Genomic DNA, 25,083 nt, shown 5'->3' on the forward strand with positions numbered 1-25,083 from the left:
ACCCCCCGTCATTGGGGAGTAGCCTCTCCTGCATCGCAAGAGGCTTGCGTCAACACACTGGGTCCGCAGACCCTGGCGCCGGCAGTTCATTCTTGGCAAGACCTTTGACCACCGCACATCCGCCTTGGCCGGTGATGTGCCGTGGTCATTTGTCTTTTACCGGCCTTGGAACTCGCTCTCATGGAATCCCTTCTCGTTTCTACCGGTGTGGTCGCTCTGGCCGAAATCGGCGACAAAACCCAGCTTCTCGCCTTCATCTTTGCGGCCCGCTTCAAAAAGCCACTGCCTATCGTGCTGGGCATTCTGGCCGCCACCATCGTGAACCACGGCCTGGCCGGTGCTTTGGGCGCATGGATCACCTCCGCCATCAGCCCCGAGGTGTTGCGCTGGGTACTAGGCGCGTCTTTCCTGGGGATGGCGATCTGGACGCTGATTCCCGACAAAATTGAAGACGAAGAAACACAAATTGCCAGCCGTTTCGGCGTATTCGGCGCCACGCTGATCACCTTCTTTCTGGCAGAGATGGGCGATAAAACCCAGATCGCCACAGTCGCCATGGCGGCTCACTACGCGGCTCCGGTCATGGTGGTGATCGGCACCACCCTGGGCATGTTGATTGCCGATGTGCCGGCGGTGTTTGTAGGCGACAAGCTGGCCAACAAGATCCCGATGAAGTTGGTGCACTCGATTGCGGCAGCAATCTTTGCCGTGCTGGGCGTGGCGACTTTATTGGGCGCCGGTTCCAGCTTCGGGTTTTAAAACCCGGGTGCGCAGGGTTATCCGGCGTCTTCTTCAGGGGCAGGTTGGGGTGCGGTCAGGGGCAAGGTGATGGTGACGGTCGTACCTTGCCCGACCGTCGACTGCACCTCCAAGCTACCGCCCAAGGTGGCTTTCACCAGGTTTTCAACGATCGACATCCCCAAGCCCGTGCCCCCTTGGCCGATGCGGGTGCTGAAAAAAGGTTGGAACATTTTTTCCAGCGTCTCCGGCGGAATGCCGCGACCGTTGTCGCTGATTTGCAGGGTCACTGTGGTGGTGCCCGGCGTTGCCTTGATGTGTACTTCGCCATGTTGCATGCCATCAAAGGCGTGCAAATAGGCGTTGTTGATCAGATTGATGATGACCTGCCCGATGGGGCCAGGGTAGCTCTCCATCTCGATGCCGTCCGGGGCATCCAGATGCACCCTTTGGCTATGGCGCTTCAGGCTGGGTGCCAGGGTAGCCAGCACTTCTTGCAGGCCCATTCGCAAATCGAAGCTGCGGCGTTGTTCGCTGGCTTGGTCGGCGGCCACTTGGCGGAAGTTTTTCAGCAAGGCCACGGCGCGCTCCAGGTTGCGCATCAGCAGCGTGTTGCCGTCTTTGACGCCCGCCACGAAGGCGGTGAGCTCCGAGCGCCGCAAATTGCCGGCGGCCAGTTGTGCATCGAACTGCACCGCTTGCGCCATGAGCGTGCTGGCCGTCATCATGCTGTTGCCCATGGGCGTGGCCATTTCGTGCGACACGCTGGCGATCAAGGTGCCCAATGTTGCACGCGCTTCGCTGCGGGCTACTGCCTCTTGCATTTGAGCCTCCAAAGAAGCGTTCAGGGCGTGAATCCTGAGTTCGGCTTCTTTTTGCTGGGTGACCTCCAGGTTGATGCCCGCTATCTTGGTGACCACGCCACCGCTGTTGCGCTCCACAATATGGGCCAACGAATGAACCCACATCCATAGCCCATTTTTCTGCCGCATGCGGTAGCCGTAGTCAAAGCGGTCGTTTTGCAGCGCATTCAAGGTGGCAAAGGTGCTGGAAATCAGCGGCATGTCCTCCGGGTGCACCAGCGAATACCATGCCTCCAGCACGTTGTCGCCCAACTCTTCCCGGGTATAGCCGCTCACCATATGCCAGCGCTCGCTCACACTCAAGTATCGGCGTTCCAGGTCGTATTCCCAAATAGCGACGCCTGTGCTCTCGACTACTTCTTTGAGCCGTGACTGTTCGGCCAGGAGTTCGTCGCGCAACAGTTTCTCTTGCTCTGTTGCAGCTTCTGTTTCGCGGCGGCTCTGTTGGTTGCGGGCCAGCAAAAAGGTCAGTAAAGCCGTCAGTACCAAGCCGATCGTAAGGGCTACGTTTTCGCGGTGGAGAGTGGGTAGTTGGCCTGCGGTGTTCGGGTGGATCAACACCTGCCAGTTGCGGCCACCGAAAGTAATCTCCAGAAGGTGATCCGCTTTTTCGACCTGCGGCCCCTCTTGGTCATGCCCCATTTGGTGGTCAGGGTCACTGAGGTTGGAGTACAGCACCAACGGCGGTGCGTTTGCGGAAATGTCGCTGATCCGCAGTTCAGTGCCAGCAGACTGCGCAAGGAAGCGGGCGTGACGGCTGAGTTCGGCGGTGTCGATGAGCGCATTGATGAAGCCGATTTGGCGGTTGGTACCCGCTACTCCCGGCACCCGCTCGTACACTGGTGCCGTGAGTATCACGTTCGTGCGCGCCGTTTCTGATAGAGCGAAGGGTGCCGTTGCAATAGGAGAGCCGGCCACCCGTGCCTCCTTTTGAGCTTCCCCCAGTTGCACCGACGCATAGCCTGTCCACGAGGTGCGCTCCGGTGGGAAAGTGAAGCCGGCACGGTTGCCAAAATGTTCCCATTGCAGCGAAACCATCGACGAGTGAATGCCCTGTAATCTGCGAGAGTGGGCCTCAAATTCCAGGCGAGTCATGTCGGGCACCACCTCTGTGAGCAGTGCGGCGCCTCGCACCGCTTCGAGGGTTGCCGTCCCATCACGGTCCAGTGCGGCTACCACTGTTTCGGCAAGTGCATTGCGCCGCTCAAAATTTCGCAGCACGTCCGCTTCGCGAAGGTAGTCATACACCGTGGCTGTCATGAGCAGGCCCGCGCCTGCCAGTGCCACGCATAAGACCACGTCTTTGGTGATGCGTTTGGCAGACTGACTCAGTGGGCGCATGCTCATGGGCAATCAGTGTATGCGGGAGTTCAGCCTTGCGCTACAGGGAAATCCGGCCGGTTGCACCATTCGCTCCAGCTGCCGGCAAACAAGGCACTGCCCGGCAGGCCGGCAATTTCCATGGCGAGGATGTTGGGCACTGCACTCACACCGCTACCGCAATGGTGCACCACATGTTCCGGCTGGCGCTGGCCCAGCAAAGCTTCGAACTCGGCGCGCAACATAGCGGCTGGTTTGAAGAAGCCATCGGCACCTAAGTTATTGCTGAACACCCGATTCAAGGCGCCCGGAATGTGGCCGGCCACCGGATCAATCGGCTCTGTTTCACCCAGGAAGCGGGGCGCTCCACGCGCATCCAGCACATGCTGGGTGGGCTTGCCGAGGTGGGCCCATACGTGGTCGCTGCTGCGAAGAGTCACCAGCGGGTCGGTAACGGCAAAGGTAGACGGTGCGCGCGCCGGCTCTTCGCCGCTTGCCACGGCACTGCCTGCGGCTTGCCACGCCTGAAAGCCGCCGTCTAGCACTGCCACGTTCGCGTGGCCCAGCCATTTGAGCATCCACCAAAGACGGCCGCAGTAATTGGCGCCTTGGCGGTCATACACCACCACCTGGTCGGTATTTTGCAGGCCCACGCTACCCAACCATTGAGCGAACTGTTCGCGCGATGGGAGCGGGTGGCGTCCGCCCGACTGCGCACCGGTAACGGCCGGGCCGCCCTTGGCGCTCAAGTTGTTGTCCAGATGGGCGTAGAGGGCTCCTGCAATGTGGCTCTCGGCATATTGAGCGGGCCCCTTTTCGGGCTGCATCAGGTCGCAGCTGCAATCAAAAACGACCGCAGGCGTCGCGCTGGCTTGCAGGGCTTGGAGTTGGGCGACGGAGATCAGGGTGGTGTAGGCCATGTCAATGCTCTTCGGCTGGGGTGTGGGGCAACAAACGGGTTCTGAGGATGGTAGCCAAAATGCCGCTGGAGACGATGACCGCAATACCCAGCCAGCCTAGTGGGGGAATCTGGTCGCCGAACAAGACCAGACTGAAAAACACCCCAAACACGATGCCTGAGTACTGCATGCTGGCCACCACCAGCGTGGCGCCTTTGCGGTAGGCGCGGGTCATGCACCACTGTCCCAGAGAGGCCAAAATGCCTATCGGGATCACCCATGCAGCGTCTTGCCAAGCGACTTTGCTCCAAGGGGTGATTCCGGTCAAACCCATGCCGGCCGCACCCACTACGGCACTGCCAACCGAGAAATAGAACACGGTGCGCGCCTCGGGCTCTCCGGCCTTGCCCAGCGCGGTGACCTGCATATAAGCCAGGGCGGCGCCCAAACCGGACAACAGCCCGACGATGCCGGCAAACAACTGGTTCTGGTCGATGGTGGGGCGCAAGGTCAGCACCACGCCCACAAATCCCAAAAGTACAGTGCCAAGTAACGCGCCCTGCGGTTGCTCTTTGCCGTAGAGCAGCGCACCACCCACCACAAAGGCAGCCACCCACACCCCGCTCATGTAATTCAGCGTCATGGCAGTGGCCAGCGGCAAGTGCGCGATGGCGTAAAACCAGCTTCCCAGAGACACCACACCGATGGTGCTGCGCCACACGTGCATCATGGGCACGGAGGTGCGCAGGCTGGAGCCGCTGGCCCGCACCACAATGCCCATAAAAACAATGCTCACCAGGCCCCGGTAGAACACCAGCTCAAAGGTGCCGAAGCTGTTGGAGGCGTACTTGATGCCCACCGCCATCAGCGCGAACCAGAACGAGGCCAGAACCATCCAGAGAGCTTGCATACGATATCTGAAGTAAAAATAGCTGCTGGCCCAATCAGTAAAATTGGCGAGCAGCTATTGTTTTGATAGTAGATGAGTTGTGCCTAGCGATCGACGACGGTGCCCAGCTTGCCCCGGTACCACTCGTGGAAGTGCTGCATGCCGTCTTCCATGGGGCTTTGGTAGGGGCCGACTTCGTTGTCGCCGCGGTCAAACAAGGCGCGGCGTCCCGCGTCCATGCGTTCGCCGATTTCGTCGTCTTCGATGCAGGTTTCCATGTAAGCGGCCTGTTGGGCTTCTACAAACTCGCGCTCGAAGGCGGCAATCTCTTCGGGGTAGTAGAACTCAACCATATTCATGGTTTTGTTCACGCCCATGGGGAACAGAGTGGACACGGTCAGCACATGCGGGTACCACTCCACCATGATGTGGGGGTAGTAGGTCAGCCAGATGGCGCCGTACTGCGGGGGCACGTTGTTGCGGTAGCCCAGCAGGGCCTTGTGCCAGCGCTCGTAGGTGGGGCTGCCAGCCTTGCCGAGGCGGTTGGCCACACCCACGGTTTGCACCGAGTAGTTGTCCTTGAACTCCCAGCGCAGGTCGTCACAGGTCACAAACTGGCCCAAGCCGGGGTGGAAGGGGCCTACGTGGTAGTCCTCCAGGTACACCTCGATAAAGGTCTTCCAGTTGTAGTTGCACTCGTGCATCTCGACTTTGTCGAGCACGTAGCCTTCAAAGCTGAGGTCGGCACGCGGGCCCATGTTGGCCAGTTGCGCGGCTACGTCTACACCGCCACTGGCGCGGTGGTCTTCAAACAGCAGGCCGTTCCACTCTTGCAACGGGTAGTTGTTGAGGTTCAAGCACGGGTCGTGGGCAAAGTGGGGTGCACCGATCAGCGTGCCGCTTTGGCTGCCGTTCTGGCCGGCGTGGGCGCCGCTGTAGGTCCAGCGATGCAGCGGGCACACAATGTTGCCGCTTTGCACTTGGTTGCCGCTTTGGGTGAGCGAGCCACGCCCCTTGAGCATGATGGCTTGGCGGTGGCGGCAGACATTGGAGATGAGTTCAATACCACCGGCATTGCGCACCAACGCGCGCCCCCCGTTTTCTTGGGGCAGGGCGTAGTAGTCCCCCACGTTGGGGACGCTCAAAGAGTGCCCCACATAGCGGGGCCCTTGCTGAAAGATACTTTGCATTTCAAGCGCGTAAAGCGCCGGGTCAAAGTAGCTTGAAACTGGTAGTTGGCTGTTCGCCTGCTGCAGTTGAAGACTTAAATCAGACATGGGTGACCTGACCTAAAGACTCCCCACAGGGGGGTGCACCATAGTGCGCGGTGAATGGGAGCCGGCAAGCCCAGATGCGGGTGGCCGGAGGCGGGAGGGACGATTGTACCCATCCTCCGCGCTAGGCGGCCGTCTCTAGTTCCGTTGGCGGCAGTCCGATGCGCCTAAAATTGCACTTTGATTACAAGTACCTCTTTCATGCCCAAGGCCAGTACCCCCTCTCACGAAGCCCTGAAGCTGCCCCTTCCGGATACCTATGAAGCGTCCATGTTGGAGCTCGAAGCGTTGGTCGGCCGGCTCGAGTCCGGCGACCTGCCTTTGGACCAATTGCTCACGAGCTACCAGCGCGGTGCCGCGCTGCTACAGCACTGTCGTGACAAACTGCAAGCCGTGGAGGAGCAAATCAAGGTGCTCGACGACGGGGTATTGAAGCCTTGGAAGCCGCAATGAGCGCAGAGGCCAACAACTTGAGCGCTTTTGACCTAGACCTGTGGATGCGCGAGCGTCTGGACCGGGTAGAGCGCGCGCTGGACACCTGGATCACTGCAGAGGTGCCCCAGGGCGAAGACCACGGCGCGCCAGCCGCGCTGGTCGACGCCATGCGCTACGCGGTGCTCGATGGCGGCAAGCGCTTGCGCCCACTGCTTGTGCTGGCCGCTCACGAGGCGGTGGCGCCGCTGGGGCACCAGTGTGATGCGGGTGCCTTGCGCGCCGCCTGCGCGGTAGAGCTAATCCACGCTTATTCGCTGGTACACGATGACATGCCTTGCATGGACAACGACGTATTGCGCCGCGGCAAGCCCACGGTGCATGTGCAGTTTGGTGAAGCCAGTGCCTTGTTGGCTGGTGACGCCTTGCAGGCCTTGGCCTTTGAGTTTCTGACCCCGCAAGACGGATCGGTGCCCTTTGTGGTGCAGGCCCGTTTGTGCGGCTTGCTCTCCCGCGCGGCCGGAAGTGCGGGCATGGCAGGCGGGCAAGCCATCGATCTGGCGAGTGTGGGTTTGCCCCTTAACGAGAGCCAGTTGCGTGAAATGCATCAGCTCAAAACCGGTGCCCTGCTGCAGGGCAGTGTGGTGATGGGTGCGCAGTGCGCGCAGCCCCCGGCAGAAGTGCTGGCCGCACTGGAGGCCTATGGCGCTGCGATCGGCTTGGCGTTCCAGGTCGTCGATGACATTCTGGACGTGACGGCCGACTCGGCCACCTTGGGTAAAACGGCGGGCAAAGACGCAGACAACGACAAGCCCACCTATGTCTCCCTGATGGGGCTGGAAGCCAGCCGCCACTACGCCCGCTCCCTCCATGAGCAAGCGCTGCAGGCACTGCAAGCCAGTGGTTTGCACCACACCGCGGCGTTGCAGGCCTTGGCCGGTATGGTGGTGGACCGGGCTTATTAAATATGTAAAAAATGCCTCTGGCGCTCATGGAGTGTGCGCAAGTAGCTACTAAAAGAATAGCAAATGTCACCAAATAATCTCTCTGCAGCGCCCCTGTTGTCCACGATCAACGACCCTGCTGCCATGCGCCGTTTGCAGCGCCCGCAGCTGCAAGCCCTGGCCGACGAGCTGCGCCAGTTTCTGCTGCACAGCGTGGCCGGTACCGGCGGGCACTTGAGCTCCAATCTCGGCACGGTAGAGCTCACTGTGGCCCTGCACTACGTGTTCAACACCCCGAATGACCGGATCGTGTGGGATGTGGGCCACCAGACCTATCCGCACAAAATCTTGACCGGCCGGCGTGACCGGATGCAGAGCCTGCGCCAGTTCGGCGGGCTTTCGGGTTTCCCGCGGCGCGAAGAAAGTGAATACGACACTTTCGGTACCGCCCACTCCAGCACTTCGATTTCTGCAGCGCTGGGTATGGCCCTGGCCTCCCGCATCAAGGGCGAAGACCGTTACTCGGTTGCTGTGATCGGCGATGGAGCCATGACGGCCGGTATGGCCTTTGAGGCGATGAACAATGCGGGCGTCGAAGACTGCCGCCTGCTCGTGATCTTGAATGACAACGATATGAGCATCAGCCCGCCCGTGGGGGCGCTCAATCGCTACCTCGCTCAGCTGATGAGCGGCCAGTTTTATGCAGCAGCCAAAAATGTGGGTAAGAGCGTGCTCAAGGGCGCGCCCCCCTTGTTTGAGCTGGCCAAGCGGCTGGAAGAACACGCCAAAGGCATGGTGGTGCCGGCGACCTTGTTTGAGAAGTTCGGGTTCAACTACATCGGCCCGATCGATGGCCACGACCTCGACTCCCTGATCCCGACGTTGGAAAACATCAAGCACCTTAAGGGGCCCCAGTTCCTGCATGTGGTGACCAAAAAAGGCCAAGGCTACAAGCTGGCCGAGGCGGATCCGGTCGCTTACCACGGCCCCGGCAAGTTTGATCCGGCGGTGGGGCTGGTCAAGCCTGCCACACAGGGCAAAACCACCTTCACCCAGGTTTTCGGCCAGTGGCTGTGCGATACCGCAGCGGCCGATGAGCGCTTGGTGGGCATTACCCCCGCCATGCGCGAAGGCTCTGGCATGGTCGAGTTTGAAAAGCGCTTTCCTGCGCGCTATTTCGATGTCGGCATAGCCGAGCAGCACGCAGTGACCTTTGCCGGCGGGCTGGCAACCGAAGGGCTCAAGCCGGTGGTGGCGATTTACTCCACCTTTTTGCAGCGCGCTTATGACCAGCTGATCCACGACGTGGCCCTTCAAAACCTGCCGGTGGTGTTTGCACTGGACCGCGCAGGCTTGGTGGGTGCCGATGGGGCAACCCACGCCGGCGCGTATGACATTCCGTTTTTGCGCTGCGTTCCCAATATGAGTATTGCCTGCCCGGCCGACGAGAACGAATGCCGCCAGCTGCTCAGCACCGCGTTTGCCCAAAACCACCCGGTAGCCGTGCGCTACCCGCGCGGCAGTGGTGCCGGTGTGCCGGTGTCGCCGTCTTTGGAAGGCTTGCCTTTCGGCAAAGGCGAAATTCGCAAGCAAGGAAGCGAGATCGCGATTCTGGCCTTCGGCACCTTGCTCCACCCGGCCTTGGCTGCCGCGGAGGCCTTGGGCTTGACCGCGGTCAATATGCGCTGGGTTAAGCCCTTGGATGTCGACTTGTTGCTGCAAATCGCGGCCACCCACAGTGCCCTGGTCACGGTGGAAGAGGGCGCCACCATGGGGGGCGCAGGCTCTGCCGTGATGGAAGCCCTGCACGCCGCCGGCGTGACCTTGCCGGTGCTGCAACTGGGACTTGCCGACGAGTTCATCGAGCACGGTGACCCTGCCCACCTGTTGCGTTTGCAAGGCTTGGATGCGGCGGGTATTCAGGCGTCTATCCGCCAGCGTTTTGGCTCTTTGCTGACCCATTTGGTGGCCATCAAGTAAGCCGGGAGTCATCCTCGGACGCCCGGGATACTGCCAGGCTTGCAAGAAGCTGAAGACCCCGTGTGCCGAGGGCACTTGTCGAGGGAAAACCCCCACGATTGACGGCATCCGCCTTCCTACAATCGCGCTTGACTATCAGAGTCCTTGTGGGGCGATACCATTGCCCCACAAGCTGGTTACAACACAATTACCGGAGTAAAGCGAATGGATCGTCGTTCAATTATCAAAAACGCAGGTATCGCCGGCGTCTTGGCTGCAGGTGCAGCCCCCGCAGTGCATGCGCAGGCCGCTATCCGTTGGCGCCTCGCATCCAGTTTCCCCAAGGCGCTGGACACTATTTTTGGCGCAGCCGATGTGTTCGCTAAAAAAGTGGGCGAAATGTCGGGCGGCAAGTTCACCATCACCACCCACGCTAGCGGCGAGTTGATGCCAGCCTTCGGCGTAGTCGATGGCGTGCAAAACGGCACCGTGGAAATGGCCCACACCGCCCCTTACTACTTCTTCGGCAAGGATGAGACCTTCGCCTTGGGTTGCGCGATTCCTTTCGGCCTGAACAGCCGTCAAATGACCGCATGGATGTACGAAGGCAACGGCGGCAAGCTGATGCGCGAGTTTTACGCCAAGTACAACATCGTCAACTTCCCTGGCGGCAACACCGGCGCGCAAATGGGCGGCTGGTACCGTAAACAAATCAAGTCTGCAGCAGACATCAAAGGCTTGAAGTTCCGCGTAGGCGGCTTCGCCGGCAAAGTGATTGAACGCATGGGCGGTGTGCCACAAAATATCCCTGGCGGCGAAATCTACACCGCTCTGGAAAAAGGCACGATTGATGCGGCAGAGTGGGTCGGTCCTTACGATGACCAGAAGCTGGGCTTCGGCAAAGTGGCTCCGTTCTACTACTACCCCGGCTGGTGGGAAGGCGGTCCTCAGTTGGACTTCTTCATCAACGACAAAGCCTTTGCCGCCCTGTCGCCTGAAAACAAGGCTATCGTCGAAACAGCGGCAGCCTATGCCCACGTGGAAATGCAAGCCAAGTACGATGCCCGCAATCCTAAGGCTCTGAAAGAGCTGGTGGGTGCCAAAGTCAAGGTCATGCCTTTCCCGAAAGACGTGTTGGACTTGGCGTTCAAAGAGTCCATGGCTCTGTACGCAGAAATCAGCGCCAAGAACCCCAACTGGAAAAAGGTCTACGACGACTACGCAGCCTTCCGCAAGGACCAGAACCTATGGTTCCGCTTCACTGAAGCGCGTTTCGACACCTTCATGCAGGCACGAAAGCTGTAATCCAGCTCGCGCTTGACCTGCTCAAGAAGCCCCGCTCTGCGGGGCTTTTTTATTTGCTGAGGGCGACTGTTGCTACCAAAAATCACTGAGGTCCAACTTGCCGCATGCGGTGCGCAGCTTGCAGTGACTGGTGCCGCAGCTTGAAGTACCGGAGGGCAGGTGGCAAGGCCCCGCTTGAAGGCCCCTTGGCAGCAGTGCCTGATTGGCGCTCATGAAAAAGGCCGGAGCAGCGTGCGCTGCTCCGGCCTAGGATCTGGTGCTTGAAGGAGGCGCGTTACGGCTTCTTCGCAGCGTCCTTGGCAGCATCTTCGAGTGCCTTCATTGGATCTTCCTCTGCAGCAGCATCAGCGGCAGGTGCGACCGGTGCATCTTTGGCACCAGTGTCCATACCGGCCAAGGGGTCGGCTGCTTCTTCCGCTTTCGGTGCGTCGAGCTGCTCCATGATCTGGTCGGCACTCAGTGACTCGACCTTCTCGATCCCGCCGGTTACCAATACTGGGAAGGCGATCACCGCCACCAACATGATCAATTGCAAGATGATGAAGGCGATCGAGCCTTTGTAGATCTCGGTGGTTTTGACCGACGGAATCAGTTTACCGGTCACACGGTCTTTGTAGTCAAACTTGGCGGCCACGCTGCGCAAGTAGAACAACGCAAATCCGAACGGTGGCGTCAAGAACGAGGTCTGCAGGTTCATCGCGATGATCACACCAAACCAGATCATGGCCTGGTCGGGTGTCATGCCGGGAACCAAGCCGGGCAAGATTTTCTCGGCCACCGGTGCCAGCAAGGGAATCACGATGAAGGCGATTTCAAAGAAGTCGATGAAGCAGCCCAAGATGAACACCAGAATGTTTACCACCACCAGGAAGCCCCAAGCGCCGCCTGGAATCTTGTCAAACAAGTGTTCGACCCAGATGTGGCCGTCGGCCGCGTTGAAGGTGAAACTGAAAACGGTGGAGCCGATCAGAATGAACAACACGAACGATGCGAGTTTGGCGGTGTTTTCCAGCGCTTGTTTCAACAACGGTGTGTCCAGGCGCTTCTTGCCGAAGGCCAGAATCAATGCGCCTAAAGCACCCATCGCGCCACCTTCGGTGGGAGTTGCAATGCCCAAGAAAATGGTGCCCAGCACCAGGAAGATCAAGATCAGCGGTGGCATCAGTACAAAGGTGACTTGCTCCGCCAGTTTGGACAGCAGGCCCAATTTGGTGACACGGTTGATGATGGCCAATGCCAAGCCGGTCAGAGAAGCGAGGGTCAGCGACAAGATAACGATCTCATCACTTGCCGAAGGAGTTGCACGCTCCAGCCATTTGGTCAGCAGACCATTGTGTGCCTGTGCCCATGCGTAGCCCACACCTGCGCAGACCAGCACCAAGGCCAGCAAGGACTTGTGACCAGAGGCGCCGTTGTCTTCTTTGTACAGCAGTGCCTCAGGAGGCAATGCGGGCACCATGGCGGGCTTGAAGATGGCGACTGCAACAATGAAGGCGATGTACAAGCCCACCAACAGCAAGCCTGGAATCAAAGCGCCGGAGTACATATCGCCCACGGAGCGGCCCAACTGGTCGGCTAGCACGATCAGCACCAGTGATGGTGGAATCGCTTGAGCCAAAGTGCCCGAGGCGGTAATGGTACCGGTCGCGATCGTACGGCTATAGCCGTAGCGCAACATCACGGGCAGCGAAATCAAGCCCATGGAAATCACCGCAGCAGCCACCACACCGGTAGTAGCAGCTAACAAGGCGCCCACCAGAATCACGGCAATCGCCACGCCACCGCGCACGGGGCCGAACACCTGGCCTACGGTTTCCAGCAGGTCTTCTGCCATGCCGGAGCGTTCCAGAATAATCCCCATGAAGGTGAAGAACGGAATCGCCAGCAAGGTGTCGTTCTGCATGATGCCGAAGATGCGCAGCGGCAGGGCCTGGAACAAAGCGGCCGGGAAAATGCCGGCTTCAATGCCCACAAAGCCCAGTGCCAAGCCGGTAGCGGCCAGGCCGAAGGCCACAGGAAAGCCGGTCAACAGAACGATGAACAGCGTGATAAACATCAGGGGCACAAACTGTTGTGCCAAGAGCGTGGTTTGCATTTATTTGTCTCCAGCCAACAGCTTGGCGGTTTGGGCTTCGAGCTCTTCGAGCTTCTTCTGGTCGTCAGATTTGGAGTCTTCGCTGCTCAACACATCCGGGCCATTGCCGTTGAGGAAGGCAAGGCGCTTGATCAATTCAGACACACCTTGCAGCATCAGCAACGCAAAGCCCAGGGGGATCAGTGCATATGCGGGCCAACGAATGAGACCACCCGCGTTTTGCGACATTTCTCCGCTAGCCAAGGCTTGTGTGAAAAACGGCCAGCCCAAAGAAATGGTGATGATGCACAGCGGAAACAGCACCAATAGAATGCCGCCGACATCGATCCAGTTGCGGGTGCGATCGCTCAGCTTGTTGGCAATAAAGTCGATGCGGACGTGGGAGTTTTTCAACAAGCCGTACCCTGCGCCCAACATGAAAACGGCCGCAAACAGATACCACTGGATTTCCAGCAAACCGTTGGAACTGCTGTTGAAGATTTTGCGGACCAGTGCGTTGCCGGCACTGATCAAGGTGGTGGCAAGAATCAGCCACATGGTGAGTTTGCCGACCCAGGTGCTGACCATATCGATCAGCCTGGACAGTGAGAGCAGGGGTGCCATGGTGTCTCCATCTGTAGTTATCCCAATGCCACGCACAGCAAAGCGCGGGCCTATTTCAAGAACCTACGGAGTCTAAGCCTTACCCCCCCTTTTGCGGCTGAACAAACCCTGACAGACAGGCTAGGGGTAAACGATGGGGTGGCGGTGCCGGCGAGGCACTTGGCAGGGCTGGCGGTGCGCGTGTTCCAGCCCCGTATTTTTTAATCAAAAGCAGCTGTAGCGCCCGAAAATCATGCGCGGGTAGCTATAAAAAATGTAGCAGTCCGCAGGCCGGCCAGTGTCAAGGTCAATGAGCCCAGCAGGTGAATCGCAGCCGTGCCTAAGGCGAGCAAGTAGCGCTGTTGGCCGAGCATGGCGACTACCTCCGCAGAGAAGCTGGAGAAGGTGGTGAGTGCGCCCAAAAAACCGGTGACCAGCGCCAGGCGCCAGGCCGGGTCCAGCTGCGGCATGGCCTGAAAGACGGCCACACAAATGCCGATTAAATAGCCGCCGATCAGGTTAGCGGCCAGGGTGCCCCAGGGTAGCACCGTGCCCGCCGTGGCAACCGGGTTCAGCCAGAGGCCGAGTTGCCAGCGCGCTAGGGCACCGGTGCAGGCACCCAGACAGATAGCGACTACAGACAACATCATTTTTCTGGTGCAGTAAAAGTGACGCCGTTGACTGTCAGCCCTTGGCTGGACAGTTTGGTCGCCGTTGGTGCCTTGATGCCTTTGACCCGGGCCATGAAGTCGCTCCAGTCTTGAAAGGCGCCGCTCTCACGGGCTTTCAGAATACGGGCGGTGCTGCTGGGGCCGAGGCCGCGCAGGCCATCGAGTTGGGCTTCTGTGGCCTGGTTCAGTTCCAGTGCGTGGGCTGCGGTCATCCCCATCAGCAAAACGGCCAAAAAGCTGAGCGCTCCGCGCTGAAGGCGAGTGCGTGCGGGCAAGTGGCTCATGGGCAGCTCCAATGCGGTTGTCAGGCTTTGCGGCTGGCGAGCCAGTCCACATAACGGCTTACGCCGGTTTGCACATCGGCAAACTGGTGGTCGCAGCCGGTCGCGCGCAGGGCTGTCAGATCAGCCTGGGTGTAGCACTGGTACTTGCCGCGCAGTGCATCCGGGAAAGGCACATATTCCACCAGCCCTTGGGCGGCCACATCTTCCAGTGGCAGCGGTGCTTCGCCTTTCAGGCGTCGCATGGCATTGACTACCGAGCTGGCTACGTCATTGAACGGTTGCGCACGGCCGGAGCCGAGGTTGAAAATGCCGCTTTGGGCCGGATGGTCAAAGAACCAGAGGTTGACCGCCACCACATCGTCAATGAATACAAAGTCACGCATCTGCCCGCCTTGCGGGTAGCCACCATATTCGCCGAAGAGCTTGACCTTGCCTTCCGCGTTGAACTGGTTGAATTGGTGGAAGGCCACACTGGCCATGCGGCCCTTGTGCTGCTCGCGCGGGCCGTAGACGTTGAAATAACGGAAGCCCACGACTTGGTTGGTGCGGCCGGCTTTGGTGCGCTCAAAATTTGCACCACACTCGCGGCGCATGCGTTGGTCGAACAGCAGCTTGGAGTAGCCATACACATTGAGCGGCGCCTCGAAGGCAGGGTCTTCGCGGAAGGTGTCAGATCCACCATAGGTGGCAGCGCTTGATGCATACAACAGCCGGGCGCCACGCTTTTGGCAGGCTTGGAACAGGTGCCACGACAGTGTGTAGTTGTTGGCCATCGTGTACTTGCCGTCTTGTTCCATGGTGTCGCTGCAGGCGCCTTCATGGAACACTGCTTCGACCTGGCCGTAGTGACCGGCAGCGAACTCGTCGTAGAACGTGTCCATGTCGACATAGTCGGCGATCTTGAGGTCGACCAAGTTACGGAATTTGTCGCCTTGCTTGAGGTCGTCGACCGCAATGATGTCGGTCATGCCGCGGGCATTGAGCCCGGCAATGATGTTGCTGCCAATGAAACCGGCCGCGCCGGTGACCACGATACGTGTCATACAAAAAGCTCCTCATAAGACACCGTTGCGGTGCCGAATTTACCCACCACAATGCCGCCCGCCCGGTTGGCAAGGGGCACGGCGTCGCGCAGGTGCATGCCTGCGCCCACCAGGGTGGCCATGGTGGCGATCACGGTATCGCCTGCGCCGGTGACATCAAACACTTCCCGCGCTTGGGCGCTGACATGCAGATGGCCGTCGGCATCAAACAGGGTCATGCCTTCTTCGCTGCGAGTGAGCAGCACAGCATCGAGTTGCAGTTGCTGGCGCAAGGCGTGCACTTTGGTGTGCAGCTCGTCTTCGGTGGCCCACACGCCGATCACTTGTTGCAACTCTGCGCGGTTGGGCGTGATCACCGTCGCCTGCTGGTAGCGCGAATAGTCGCTGCCCTTGGGGTCGATAAAAATCGGCTTGCCTGCCGCACGGGCACCGGCAATCATGTCGCTCACGTGGGCGAGGCCGCCCTTGCCGTAGTCGGAGAACAAAATCGCATCGTGCTCGGCCAACAGCCGGGTGAAGGTGGCGGTCTGGGTCGCAAGCACTTCGTTCTTCGGGGTGTTTTCAAAATCGAGCCGAATCAGTTGTTGCTGGCGCCCGATGACCCGCAGCTTGACCGTGGTCTTGAGGTCGGAGTCCCGCCCGAAGTGGGTGCGGATACCGGTTTTGGCGACTAGGGACTCCAACTTGTGGCTGGCTTCGTCATTGCCCACAACGGTCAACAGCGAGGCCTGTGCACCCAGGGTGGCGGCATTGAAAGCCACGTTGGCGGCACCGCCACAGCGCTCTTCTTCATGGGTGATGCGCACCACGGGTACCGGAGCCTCGGGGGAAATACGATCCACCGCGCCGTACCAATAGCGGTCCAACATTACATCGCCAACGACCAGCACGCGCGAGGCGGAGAGTTTGTTTTTTGTCATGCTCATAGGGTTAAAGCTCTTCGACCCGCCGTGCCGGGTAGCTGTCCCAAGCTTGGCAGCCCGGGCATTGCCAGAAGTGCACCTTGGCTTCGAAGCCACAGGCGGCGCAGCGGTAGCGGGTCAGGGGTTTGACGGCGTGGTCCAGCGCCCGTTGCACCTGGGGGTGAAAGGCTTCGCGCTCCAGCTTTTCACCGGCAATCCATTTGGTGGCTGCGACCAGTGAAGGCTCTTTTTCGAGGTGGCGGGCATACCAGTCGCGTGCGGTGGGGGTGAGTTCGCTGCTGCTTGCTTCCAGCGTCACGATGGCGTCCAGCACATCGAGCGATGGCACATCGAGATAGGTGCTTTTGAGCAGGGCCAACGTGGCTTCGCCTTCGCCGGCTGCCAAAGCGCTTTGCGCCAGCAGCGGTGCAATTAAAGGGACGGCCGATGGCGCAGCATGCAAAGCCCCTGTGAGCGTTTTGCAAGCCTTGGCCGCTTGGCCTGTGCGTGTCCACAGCGCTGCCAAATCCATCCGCGGGCGGGGAACCTGCGGGGCGCTCGCAATGGCTTGCTCCAGCAGCGCGCGGGCGGATGACTCATCGCCTTGGGCGAGCAAGGTGGCCGCCTGTTCGCACAGATAGTGCGCCAAGCGACCGGTGAAGCTGCCTTGGCCGGACGCTTCGAGTTTGCGTGCGATGCCCGCTGCGTGCTCCCAGTCTCGCGAGCGTTCGTAATTGGCCAAGAGCGCCAGCCGGGCTTGCGCCTCAAAACGGGTGCCTTCGAGTTTGAGCAGGGCTTCTTCGGCGCGATCCAGCAGGCCGGCTTTCAGGTAGTCGAGTGCCAAGGCGTGTTGGGCCCGGTGCTGGTCGTCTTGGCTCAGGTCTCCACGGGATAGCAGGTGCTGGTGCACACGCACAGCACGCTCATACTCGCCCCGGCGGCGAAACAAGTTGCCCAGGGCAAAGTGCAGTTCTGAGGTGTCGGGGTCGCTTTGGACAGCCTCAATGAACGCGTCAATCGCCTGGTCTTGCTGTTCGTTGAGCAGGAAGTTCAAGCCCTTGAAATAGGCTTTGGGGGCTTGCCGGTTTTCGATGCGCAATTGGCGCAAGTCCAAACGGGAAGCGAGCCAGCCCAGCACGAAGGCAATAAGCAGGCCGATCAGCAGTAGCGAAATATCAAAGTCCATGCGGGGGCACTAAAGGTAGTGCATTGGATTCGGCGGCGAGCGTGGCGCGAGCGGAGTCTGCATCAGAGCGGGCCCGGCGGGCTGCTTTGCGATGCCGCCACCAGCGGGGCACCATGCCCAATACACCGATCAACAACCCGGCTGCAAAGGCACACAGCACGATGAGCACCATAGGCGCGGTCCATCGCGTACCGAAGAAAAAATACACGGTCACATCGCCTTGGTTATTCAGGGCGAAAGCGAACAGGGTAAAAAAAATGGCCGCTTTAAGTAGCCACTTAAAGAGCCATGCGATCTGTTTCATTGATCTCCTCGTTGTCGAGGGATTCTACTCAGGGTTTTGCCCTGGATTCCAGCTCTGCAGTACGGGTATCCACCGCTTCGCGAAGCGCTTTGCCTGGCTTGAAGTGAGGGACTCGTTTTTCAGGAATGGCAACGCTCTCGCCACTGCGCGGATTGCGGCCCATGCGGGGCGGGCGGCGATTGATGGAGAAGCTGCCAAATCCGCGGATTTCGATGCGGTGACCTCGAACCAAAGCGTCGTTCATCGCATCCAGAATGGCTTTGACGGCGAATTCAGCATCGCGGTGCGTCAATTGCCGGAAGCGGTCGGCCAGTTCTTCAACAAGGTCAGAGCGGGTCATAGCGGTTTACACAGAATATACGAAGAAAGAACGACCGGTGCAGTGAAGCAACCGGTCGTTCAATCAGGTCAGCAACAACAGATTAGTTGTTGTTGTCCAGCTTGGCGCGCAACAAAGCGCCCAGGCTGGTGGTACCAGCGGAGCCGGTGTTCTGGTTCAGGGATTGCATGGCTTCGTTCTGGTCAGCCATGTCCTTGGCCTTGATGGACAACTGGATGTTGCGGGTCTTGCGATCCACGTTCACCACCACAGCAGTCACTTCGTCGCCTTCTTTCAGCACATTGCGAGCGTCTTCAACGCGGTCGCGGCTGATTTCGGAAGCGCGCAGGTAGCCCAGGATGTCGTCGCCCAGATCGATTTCAGCGCCCTTGGCGTCCACGGTCTTGACCTTACCGGTGACGGTCTGGCCCTTGTCGTTCACGGACACGAAAGTGGTGAAAGGATCGGAATCCAACTGCTTGATGCCCAAGGAGATACGCTCGCGGTCCACGTCCACGGCCAACACGATAGCTTCAACTTCTTGGCCCTTCTTGAATTCGCGCACGGCGGTTTCGCCGGATTCGTTCCAAGACAGGTCAGACAGGTGCACCAGGCCGTCGATACCGGCAGCCAGACCCACGAACACGCCGAAGTCGGTGATCGACTTGATCGGGCCCTTCACGCGGTCTCCGCGCTTGGTGTTCTGAGCAAATTCTTGCCATGGGTTGGCCTTGCACTGCTTCATGCCCAAGGAGATACGACGCTTGTCTTCGTCGATTTCCAGAACCATGACTTCGACTTCGTCACCCAAGGCAACGATCTTGGAAGGAGCCACGTTCTTGTTGGTCCAGTCCATTTCGGACACGTGCACCAAACCTTCGATTCCGGGTTCGAGTTCCACAAACGCGCCGTAGTCGGCGATGTTGGTGATCTTGCCGAACATGCGGGTACCTTGTGGGTAGCGACGGTTCACGCCCATCCATGGGTCGTCGCCCATTTGCTTCAGACCCAAAGACACGCGGTTCTTTTCGGTGTCGAACTTCAGGATCTTGGCAGTGATTTCTTGACCGGCTGTCACCACTTCGGATGGGTGACGGACGCGGCGCCATGCCATGTCAGTGATGTGCAACAGGCCGTCGATACCGCCCAGGTCCACGAACGCACCGTATTCGGTGATGTTCTTGACCACGCCTTGCACCACAGAACCTTCTTTGAGGGTGTGCATCAGCTTGGCGCGCTCTTCGCCCATGGAAGCTTCCACTACAGCGCGGCGGCTCAGCACCACGTTGTTGCGCTTGCGGTCCAGCTTGATAACCTTGAATTCCAAGGTCTTATTTTCGTACGGAGACAGGTCCTTAGTAGGACGTGTGTCGACCAAGGAGCCGGGCAAGAATGCGCGGATGCCGTTGACCAGAACGGTCAAGCCGCCCTTGACCTTGCCGGAAGTGGTGCCGGTCACGAATTCGCCGGATTCCAGGGCCTTTTCCAGGCTCATCCAGGAAGCCAGACGCTTGGCCTTGTCACGGGACAGGATGGTGTCGCCGTAGCCGTTTTCGACGGAGTCGATAGCCACCGACACGAAGTCGCCCACTTGGACTTCGATTTCGCCCTTGTCGCTCTTGAATTCTTCGATTGGCACGTAGGCTTCAGACTTGAGGCCGGCGTTGACAACGACGAAGCTATGCTCGATGCGGACGACTTCAGCGGTGATCACTTCACCAGTGCGCATTTCCGAGCGTTGTAGCGATTCTTCAAATAGGGCTGCGAAAGATTCAGACATGTGTTTTGCGGTTTGCACCGCGGGGTTAAGTTGTTGAACCCCGTCGCTCTTGGTGTGAACCGGTGCGCTGGCGCGCGATGAAAGCGATGGGGGCCAGTTTGCTTTTCAGGCCGGGGCTAGAAAGGCTGTTTGCTCTGCCACCAGTCCAGCACAGTTTGAACAGACGTATCGACTGTCAAATCCGAGTTATCAAGCAACAAGGCATCTTGTGCCGGCTTCAAAGGGGCGACGGTGCGGGAGGAGTCCCGTGCGTCGCGAGCCTCTAGGTCAGCGCGAAGACTGTCGAGTGTAGCGGGAATCCCCTTTGAAATCAACTGTTTAAGCCTGCGCTCCGCACGGCATGCGGCGCTGGCGGTGAGGTAGACCTTCAAAGCGGCTTCCGGAAAAATCACGGTGCCCATGTCACGGCCATCTGCCACCAAGCCGGGTAGCTGCCGGAAATTGCGCTGCAAGTCGATGAGCGCCAACCGGACCAATGGGAACGCAGAGACCTTGGAGGCGTTCATGCCGGCTTCTTCGGTGCGGATCAGCTCACTGACATCCTCGTTACCGAGCCAGATATGGCTGCCTTCGAAATGAATCGGCAATGTGTTGAGTAGGGCCACAATCGCGGCTTCGTTGGCGAGGTCTAGGGCAATACCCGCGCGGGTGGCGGCCAGCCCAGTGATTCGGTAGAGTGAGCCGGAGTCCAAAAAGTGATAACCCAGCTTCTCAGCCAGCACCGCCGCCAAGGTGCCTTTTCCGGACGCTGTGGGGCCGTCGACACAAATCACCGGAATGGAGGATGTGGTGGAGGACGCGACCGAGAACAGGGTTTCAAAATAATCAGGGAAAGTTTTGGCGACGCATTTCGGGTCTTCGATCCGCAGTTGCAGGCCGGCTGGATTGAACGCTGCCAGTGAAAAACACATGGCGACGCGGTGGTCGTCATAGGTGTGGATGCTGGCGGGCTTCCAGTCTTTCAAGCTTGCCGGTGGGGTGACTTGAATAAAGTCAGCACCTTCGACCACGCTGGCGCCGAGCTTGCGCAGCTCTGTGGCCATGGCTGCGATGCGGTCGGTCTCCTTGACACGCCAGCTGGCAATGTTGCGCAGGGTGGTGGTGCCGTCGGCATAGAGCGCCATCACCGCGAGGGTCATGGCGGCATCGGGGATGTGGTTGCAGTCCAGGTCGATGGCTCTCAGGGGCCAGGCGCCACGCTGGATATGCAGCCAATTCGGGCCGCTGTCGATTTTTGCGCCCATCGCTTGGGCGGCTTCCATAAAGCGGATGTCGCCCTGAATGGAGTCGGCTCCGACGCCTTGCACCTTTATGCCATTTTGGTCATTGGCCGCCGTGGATATTGCGCCTAGTGCTATGAAATAGCTAGCACTAGAGGCGTCTGCCTCGACATGGATGTCTCCGGGGGAGCGCAGCTTGGCGCCTGCCGGAATAGTGAAGCGCTGCCACTCGTCACGTTGAACCTGCACGCCAAAGCGCGCCAGCAGGTTCAAGGTGATCTCGATATAGGGGCGGGAAATCAGCTCGCCCACCACTTCAATCACGATGTCTTTGGTGGCCACCAAGGGGAGGGCCATCAAGAGGGCGGTCAAAAACTGGCTAGACACATCTCCGCGTACCCGGATCGGGGCGTCAAGCTTCAGGGTGGGCTTGCCTAGCTTGAGTGGTGGGAAACCGTCATTGCCCAGATAGTCAATCGCGCAGCCCAGTTGGCGCAGTGCATCCACCAGATCGCCGATAGGCCGCTCGTGCATGCGTGGCACACCGCTGAGCTCAAAGTCGCCGCCGACCACTGCCAGAGCAGCGGTCAATGGCCGCATGGCGGTACCGGCATTGCCTAAAAACAGTTCGGCGGAGCCAATGGGGAGCTTGCCTGCCAGTCCGGTGATGCGCACGGCGGTGCCCGACTCTTCCACCAGACACCCTAGGGTGCGCAGAGCGATCAGCATGACGCGGGTATCGTCAGAGTCCAGCAGGTCGTAAATTGTGGTGCTGCCCTCGCTCATGGCAGCGAGCAACAACACGCGATTGGAGATACTTTTCGAGCCGGGGAGGGTGACCGCGCCGGCGGCATGGACCAAGGGGGGCAGGTCGAGGAAAACGGTAGAGAACATTATTTGTTGAGCTTGGTGGCCATGGTCCAGTTGGCGCGTGTGTTGCTGGCTTGTTCAATCAGCCCCTCGAGGGCATCGGCATTGCCGCTCGAGATCATCAGCTCCATGGCCTGGAGTGTGCGTTGGAAGATTTTGCTTTGTTCGAGCAGCTCTTCGCGGTTGGAGATCATGATGTCGCGCCAGATTTTGGGATCGCTGGCCGCAATGCGGGTGAAGTCGCGGAAACCGGGCCCGGCCAAGGATAAATAGTCTTTGCCCTGCGGCTGCCCTTGGATGCCGTTCATCAAGGCAAATGCAATCAGGTGGGGCAAGTGGCTCACGGCGGCAAACGCAGCGTCGTGCTGCTCGGGCGACATCTTCAAAACCCTGCAGCCCAGTGCAGACCAGACATCGACCGCCTTTTGCAGTTGCGTCGTCAATGTGCGTTCGATGGGGGTCAGGATGATTTGCTTGCCAGCGTACAGGTCGGGGTCGGCATGCTCCACACCGGAGAGCTCTTTGCCGGCAATTGGGTGGGCTGGCACGAACGAGCCGATGTGCTCGCGCAAGCCTCGGCGGCCGGCATCGATCACATCACGCTTGGTGGAGCCCACATCCATGATCAGCATGTTGGGAGTGACGAGGTGCTTGATTGCTTTGAAGGTCGACTCAGTCGCCGACACTGGTACTGCAATCAGCACAATGTCGGCACCGGACACGGCCAGCAGTGCGGAAGGGGCTTCAATGTCGATCACGCCCAACTGGCGGGCACGTTCAGTGGTGAAGGGGGACTTGCTGTAGCCCACCACCCGCTTAACGAGTCCGGCCCGCTTCAACGCCAGAGCGAACGAGCCGCCCATCAAGCCGCAACCAATCAGACCGAGTTGTTCAAACATAAATGGTGTCCTGCAGTCAGCTCAGTCTGCCAAGGGGTAGGTGCCCAGCACCTTGTAAAAAGCGCAAAGTCCAGCAAGGTCTGTCAGTGCCGCAGTCACATGGGGCTGCGATGGGTGACCCTGTAAATCGATGTAGAAGTAATACTCCCACTGGCCACTGCGGGCCGGGCGGGACTCAAAGCGGGTCATGGAAACACCATGCTGCTTGAGCGGCACCAACATGTCGTGCACTGCGCCCGGCTTGTTGGGCACCGAAACTACCAAGCTGGTGCAGTCTTTGCCGGAGGCCTGCGGCGCGGGCAACACGCTGGGCAGGCACACCACCACAAAGCGCGTGCGGTTGAAGGCCTCGTCTTGAATGGCGTGTGCGGCGGTGTGCAGGCCGAACTCGGAGCCTGCCCGATCACTCGCGATGCCCGCCCAAGCGGGGTTGGTGGCAGCCAAGCGAGCACCTTCGGCATTGCTCGACACCGCCCGGCGTTCCGCATGGGGCAAGTGGGTGCTGAGCCACTGTTGGCATTGCGCCAAAGCTTGCGGATGGGCCAATACCACTTCAATGTCGTCCAGCGAGGCGGACGTGCGCAGCAGGTGGTGGCGCACCAGTAGGCTGATTTCACCTACGATATGCAGAGGGGAGTTCAGCAGCAGATCCAGTGAGCGGGTCACGACGCCTTCCGTGCTGTTTTCAACGGGCACCACGCCAAACTCGGCAGAGCCCGCGGTGGCGGCGTGGAACACCTCGTCAAAGTTGGCGCAGGGTACGTGGGTAATGCTGGAGCCGAAAAAGCGCAAGGCGGCTTCTTCACTGAACGTGCCTTTGGGGCCCAAGTAGGCCACCCGCTGCGGTGCTTCCAGCGCCCGGCAGGCCGACATGATTTCACGCCAAATCACTGCTACGCTGCTGTTTTTGAGCGCGCCGTCGTTGGCGGATTGCAGGGTCTGAATAACCTGGGCTTCACGCTCAGGGCGGAACACCGCAGAGCCTTCCACCTTTTTGATTTCGCCTACTTCGTTGGCCAAGGCCGCACGGCGATTCAGGAGGGAGAGGAGCTCAATGTCCAGGGCGTCGATTAAGACGCGGAGTTCAGGGAGTGTTCGTGCCATAGGTGCCTCAGCCGTGGGTCCGCTCAAACTCGCGCATGTATGCCACCAGTGCTTGCACGCCCTCCAGGGGAATGGCGTTGTAAATGCTGGCACGCATGCCACCGACCGACTTGTGTCCCTTTAGTTGCAAAAGGCCGGCCTCTTTGGCACCTGCCAAGAAGGCCTCGTTGAGGCTTTCATTACGCAAAAAGAAAGGCACGTTCATGCGGGAGCGGGCATTGCGCGCCACGCCGTTCATGTAAAAGCCGGTCGCGTCAATTGCGCCATACAGCAACTCGGCTTTGGCGATATTGCGGGCTTCCATGGCGGCCACGCCCCCTTGGCGCTTGAGCCATTTAAATACCAACCCGGCGATGTAGATCGAATAGGTGGGCGGGGTGTTGTACATCGAGCCGTTGTCGGCCACAGTTTTGTAGTCAAACGCGCTGGGGCAAATCGACAAGGCATGGCCCAGCAAGTCTTCGCGCACCACCACGAGGGTGAGGCCGGCGGGGCCGAGGTTTTTTTGGGCCCCCCCAAACGCCAGGCCCACGCGGCTCCAGTCCACCGGACGCGACGCGACATGGGAAGAGAAGTCAATCACCAGTTCGGCTTTGGAGCCGAGTGCCTTCAGATCAGGCAGGCTCTGGAATTCGATGCCGTGGATGGTTTCGTTGCTGCAAATGTGCACATAGCTTGCGTCATCGCGCAGGTCCCAGCTGGCCGCAGGGGGGATGGCGGTGAACCCATCTGCCTTGCTGCTGGCCGCAATGTGGTTGCTGCAGTACTTGCCAGCTTCCTTGAACGATTTTTCGCTCCAACTGCCTGTCAACACAAAGTCGGCAGCGCCTTGGCCATTGCCGGCGCGCAGCCCGCTCAAGTTCAGCGGCACGATGGCGTTTTCGGCCAATCCACCGCCTTGCATGAACAGGATCTTGAAGTGGGCCGGCACCGCCAGCAGCTCGCGCAAATCCGCTTCAGCAGCTTCGTAGATGCTCTGGAACTCTTTGCCGCGGTGGCTCATTTCCATGACGCCCATGCCGCTCAAACGCCCCTGAGCATCGGGCCAATTCAGCATTTCGGCGGCGGCTTGTTCCAGCACTTCAGCCGGCATGGCGGCCGGTCCGGCCGAGAAGTTGTAAGGGCGTTGCATCAGTGGCTTATCAATCAAATCGGGCTCTAGCGCTCATGGAAAGTGCGTGGGTAGCTATCAAAATAATAG

General features: G+C 59.6%; 22 protein-coding genes, 1 pseudogene and 1 riboswitch. Of the genes and pseudogenes, 5 read left to right on the forward strand and 18 right to left on the reverse strand.

Going from position 1 to position 25,083, the window contains the following annotated elements:
• The first annotated feature begins 1 nt into the window (after window position 1).
• Window positions 2–173: riboswitch (yybP-ykoY riboswitch) on the forward strand.
• Between the two features lie 7 nt (window positions 174–180).
• On the forward strand, window positions 181–759 hold the full coding sequence (locus U5L73_RS08015) for a TMEM165/GDT1 family protein (RefSeq protein WP_322561844.1): 579 nt from the start codon (window positions 181–183) through the stop codon (window positions 757–759).
• A 17-nt stretch (window positions 760–776) separates the two neighbouring features.
• Here U5L73_RS08015 and U5L73_RS08020 read toward each other — a convergent pair whose 3' ends face one another.
• The 4 genes from U5L73_RS08020 to U5L73_RS08035 form a co-directional block, all read right to left on the reverse strand.
• Window positions 777–2,948, reverse strand: a complete 2,172-nt coding sequence (locus tag U5L73_RS08020) for an ATP-binding protein (protein WP_322561845.1) — start codon at window positions 2,946–2,948, stop codon at window positions 777–779.
• 23 nt (window positions 2,949–2,971) lie between these two features.
• Window positions 2,972–3,841 carry a sulfurtransferase gene (locus U5L73_RS08025; RefSeq protein ID WP_322561846.1) on the reverse strand — a complete coding sequence of 290 codons (870 nt, stop codon included), beginning with the start codon at window positions 3,839–3,841 and terminating at the stop codon, window positions 2,972–2,974.
• A 1-nt stretch (window position 3,842) separates the two neighbouring features.
• Window positions 3,843–4,730, reverse strand: coding sequence for a DMT family transporter (locus U5L73_RS08030; RefSeq protein ID WP_322561847.1), 888 nt, complete (start codon window positions 4,728–4,730; stop codon window positions 3,843–3,845).
• 83 nt (window positions 4,731–4,813) lie between these two features.
• The gene (locus tag U5L73_RS08035; RefSeq protein ID WP_322561848.1) at window positions 4,814–5,986 is read right to left on the reverse strand and encodes an aromatic ring-hydroxylating dioxygenase subunit alpha; all 1,173 of its coding nucleotides are present in this window, start codon (window positions 5,984–5,986) and stop codon (window positions 4,814–4,816) included.
• A gap of 198 nt (window positions 5,987–6,184) precedes the next feature.
• Between U5L73_RS08035 and xseB the strand changes: the two genes are divergently transcribed.
• From xseB to U5L73_RS08055, 4 genes are all read left to right on the forward strand, one after another.
• On the forward strand, window positions 6,185–6,436 hold the full coding sequence (xseB, locus tag U5L73_RS08040) for an exodeoxyribonuclease VII small subunit (RefSeq protein ID WP_313876249.1): 252 nt from the start codon (window positions 6,185–6,187) through the stop codon (window positions 6,434–6,436).
• A complete protein-coding gene (locus U5L73_RS08045; RefSeq protein ID WP_322561849.1) occupies window positions 6,433–7,380 on the forward strand; it encodes a farnesyl diphosphate synthase in 948 nt (315 codons plus the stop codon). Before xseB ends, U5L73_RS08045 begins: the two co-directional genes overlap by 4 nt.
• Before the next feature lie 63 nt (window positions 7,381–7,443).
• Window positions 7,444–9,339, forward strand: a complete 1,896-nt coding sequence (gene dxs / locus U5L73_RS08050; protein ID WP_322561850.1) for a 1-deoxy-D-xylulose-5-phosphate synthase — start codon at window positions 7,444–7,446, stop codon at window positions 9,337–9,339.
• Between the two features lie 204 nt (window positions 9,340–9,543).
• Window positions 9,544–10,623 carry a TRAP transporter substrate-binding protein gene (locus U5L73_RS08055; protein ID WP_322561851.1) on the forward strand — a complete coding sequence of 360 codons (1,080 nt, stop codon included), beginning with the start codon at window positions 9,544–9,546 and terminating at the stop codon, window positions 10,621–10,623.
• Between the two features lie 274 nt (window positions 10,624–10,897).
• On the opposite strand, the gene U5L73_RS08060 is transcribed toward U5L73_RS08055, so the two are convergent.
• From U5L73_RS08060 to serC, 14 genes and pseudogenes are all read right to left on the reverse strand, one after another.
• Window positions 10,898–12,718: a TRAP transporter large permease gene (locus U5L73_RS08060; RefSeq protein WP_322561852.1), complete on the reverse strand. Its 1,821-nt coding sequence runs from the start codon at window positions 12,716–12,718 to the stop codon at window positions 10,898–10,900.
• On the reverse strand, window positions 12,719–13,321 hold the full coding sequence (locus U5L73_RS08065; RefSeq protein ID WP_322561853.1) for a TRAP transporter small permease subunit: 603 nt from the start codon (window positions 13,319–13,321) through the stop codon (window positions 12,719–12,721). It lies immediately after the preceding gene.
• Between the two features lie 230 nt (window positions 13,322–13,551).
• Complete coding sequence (gene crcB / locus U5L73_RS08070; protein ID WP_322561854.1) at window positions 13,552–13,947, reverse strand: fluoride efflux transporter CrcB; 396 nt, start codon at window positions 13,945–13,947, stop codon at window positions 13,552–13,554.
• On the reverse strand, window positions 13,947–14,255 hold the full coding sequence (locus U5L73_RS08075) for a ComEA family DNA-binding protein (protein ID WP_322561855.1): 309 nt from the start codon (window positions 14,253–14,255) through the stop codon (window positions 13,947–13,949). The genes crcB and U5L73_RS08075 overlap by 1 nt, the downstream gene beginning before the upstream one ends.
• Before the next feature lie 20 nt (window positions 14,256–14,275).
• Entirely contained in the window at window positions 14,276–15,298 is a 1,023-nt protein-coding gene (rfaD, locus tag U5L73_RS08080) for an ADP-glyceromanno-heptose 6-epimerase (protein WP_322561856.1), read from the reverse strand.
• Complete coding sequence (rfaE1, locus tag U5L73_RS08085; protein WP_416221283.1) at window positions 15,295–16,218, reverse strand: D-glycero-beta-D-manno-heptose-7-phosphate kinase; 924 nt, start codon at window positions 16,216–16,218, stop codon at window positions 15,295–15,297. The genes rfaD and rfaE1 overlap by 4 nt, the downstream gene beginning before the upstream one ends.
• Window positions 16,219–16,228: 10 nt before the next feature.
• Window positions 16,229–17,386: a lipopolysaccharide assembly protein LapB gene (gene lapB / locus U5L73_RS08090; protein WP_322561858.1), complete on the reverse strand. Its 1,158-nt coding sequence runs from the start codon at window positions 17,384–17,386 to the stop codon at window positions 16,229–16,231.
• Complete coding sequence (locus U5L73_RS08095; RefSeq protein ID WP_322561859.1) at window positions 17,376–17,690, reverse strand: LapA family protein; 315 nt, start codon at window positions 17,688–17,690, stop codon at window positions 17,376–17,378. The genes lapB and U5L73_RS08095 overlap by 11 nt, the downstream gene beginning before the upstream one ends.
• Before the next feature lie 28 nt (window positions 17,691–17,718).
• Entirely contained in the window at window positions 17,719–18,030 is a 312-nt protein-coding gene (locus U5L73_RS08100) for an integration host factor subunit beta (RefSeq protein ID WP_322561860.1), read from the reverse strand.
• Between the two features lie 82 nt (window positions 18,031–18,112).
• Window positions 18,113–19,813: pseudogene (rpsA, locus tag U5L73_RS08105) on the reverse strand (30S ribosomal protein S1); the annotation flags it as partial.
• A 92-nt stretch (window positions 19,814–19,905) separates the two neighbouring features.
• Complete coding sequence (locus U5L73_RS08110) at window positions 19,906–21,903, reverse strand: bifunctional 3-phosphoshikimate 1-carboxyvinyltransferase/cytidylate kinase (RefSeq protein ID WP_322561861.1); 1,998 nt, start codon at window positions 21,901–21,903, stop codon at window positions 19,906–19,908.
• Window positions 21,903–22,778: a prephenate dehydrogenase gene (locus U5L73_RS08115; RefSeq protein WP_322561862.1), complete on the reverse strand. Its 876-nt coding sequence runs from the start codon at window positions 22,776–22,778 to the stop codon at window positions 21,903–21,905. The genes U5L73_RS08110 and U5L73_RS08115 overlap by 1 nt, the downstream gene beginning before the upstream one ends.
• Before the next feature lie 21 nt (window positions 22,779–22,799).
• The gene (pheA, locus tag U5L73_RS08120) at window positions 22,800–23,882 is read right to left on the reverse strand and encodes a prephenate dehydratase (RefSeq protein ID WP_322561863.1); all 1,083 of its coding nucleotides are present in this window, start codon (window positions 23,880–23,882) and stop codon (window positions 22,800–22,802) included.
• 7 nt (window positions 23,883–23,889) lie between these two features.
• Window positions 23,890–25,014: a 3-phosphoserine/phosphohydroxythreonine transaminase gene (gene serC, locus U5L73_RS08125; protein ID WP_322561864.1), complete on the reverse strand. Its 1,125-nt coding sequence runs from the start codon at window positions 25,012–25,014 to the stop codon at window positions 23,890–23,892.
• Window positions 25,015–25,083: the final 69 nt, after the last annotated feature.

The organism is Rhodoferax sp., from assembly GCF_034520025.1.
Lineage (GTDB): Bacteria > Pseudomonadota > Gammaproteobacteria > Burkholderiales > Burkholderiaceae_C > Allorhodoferax.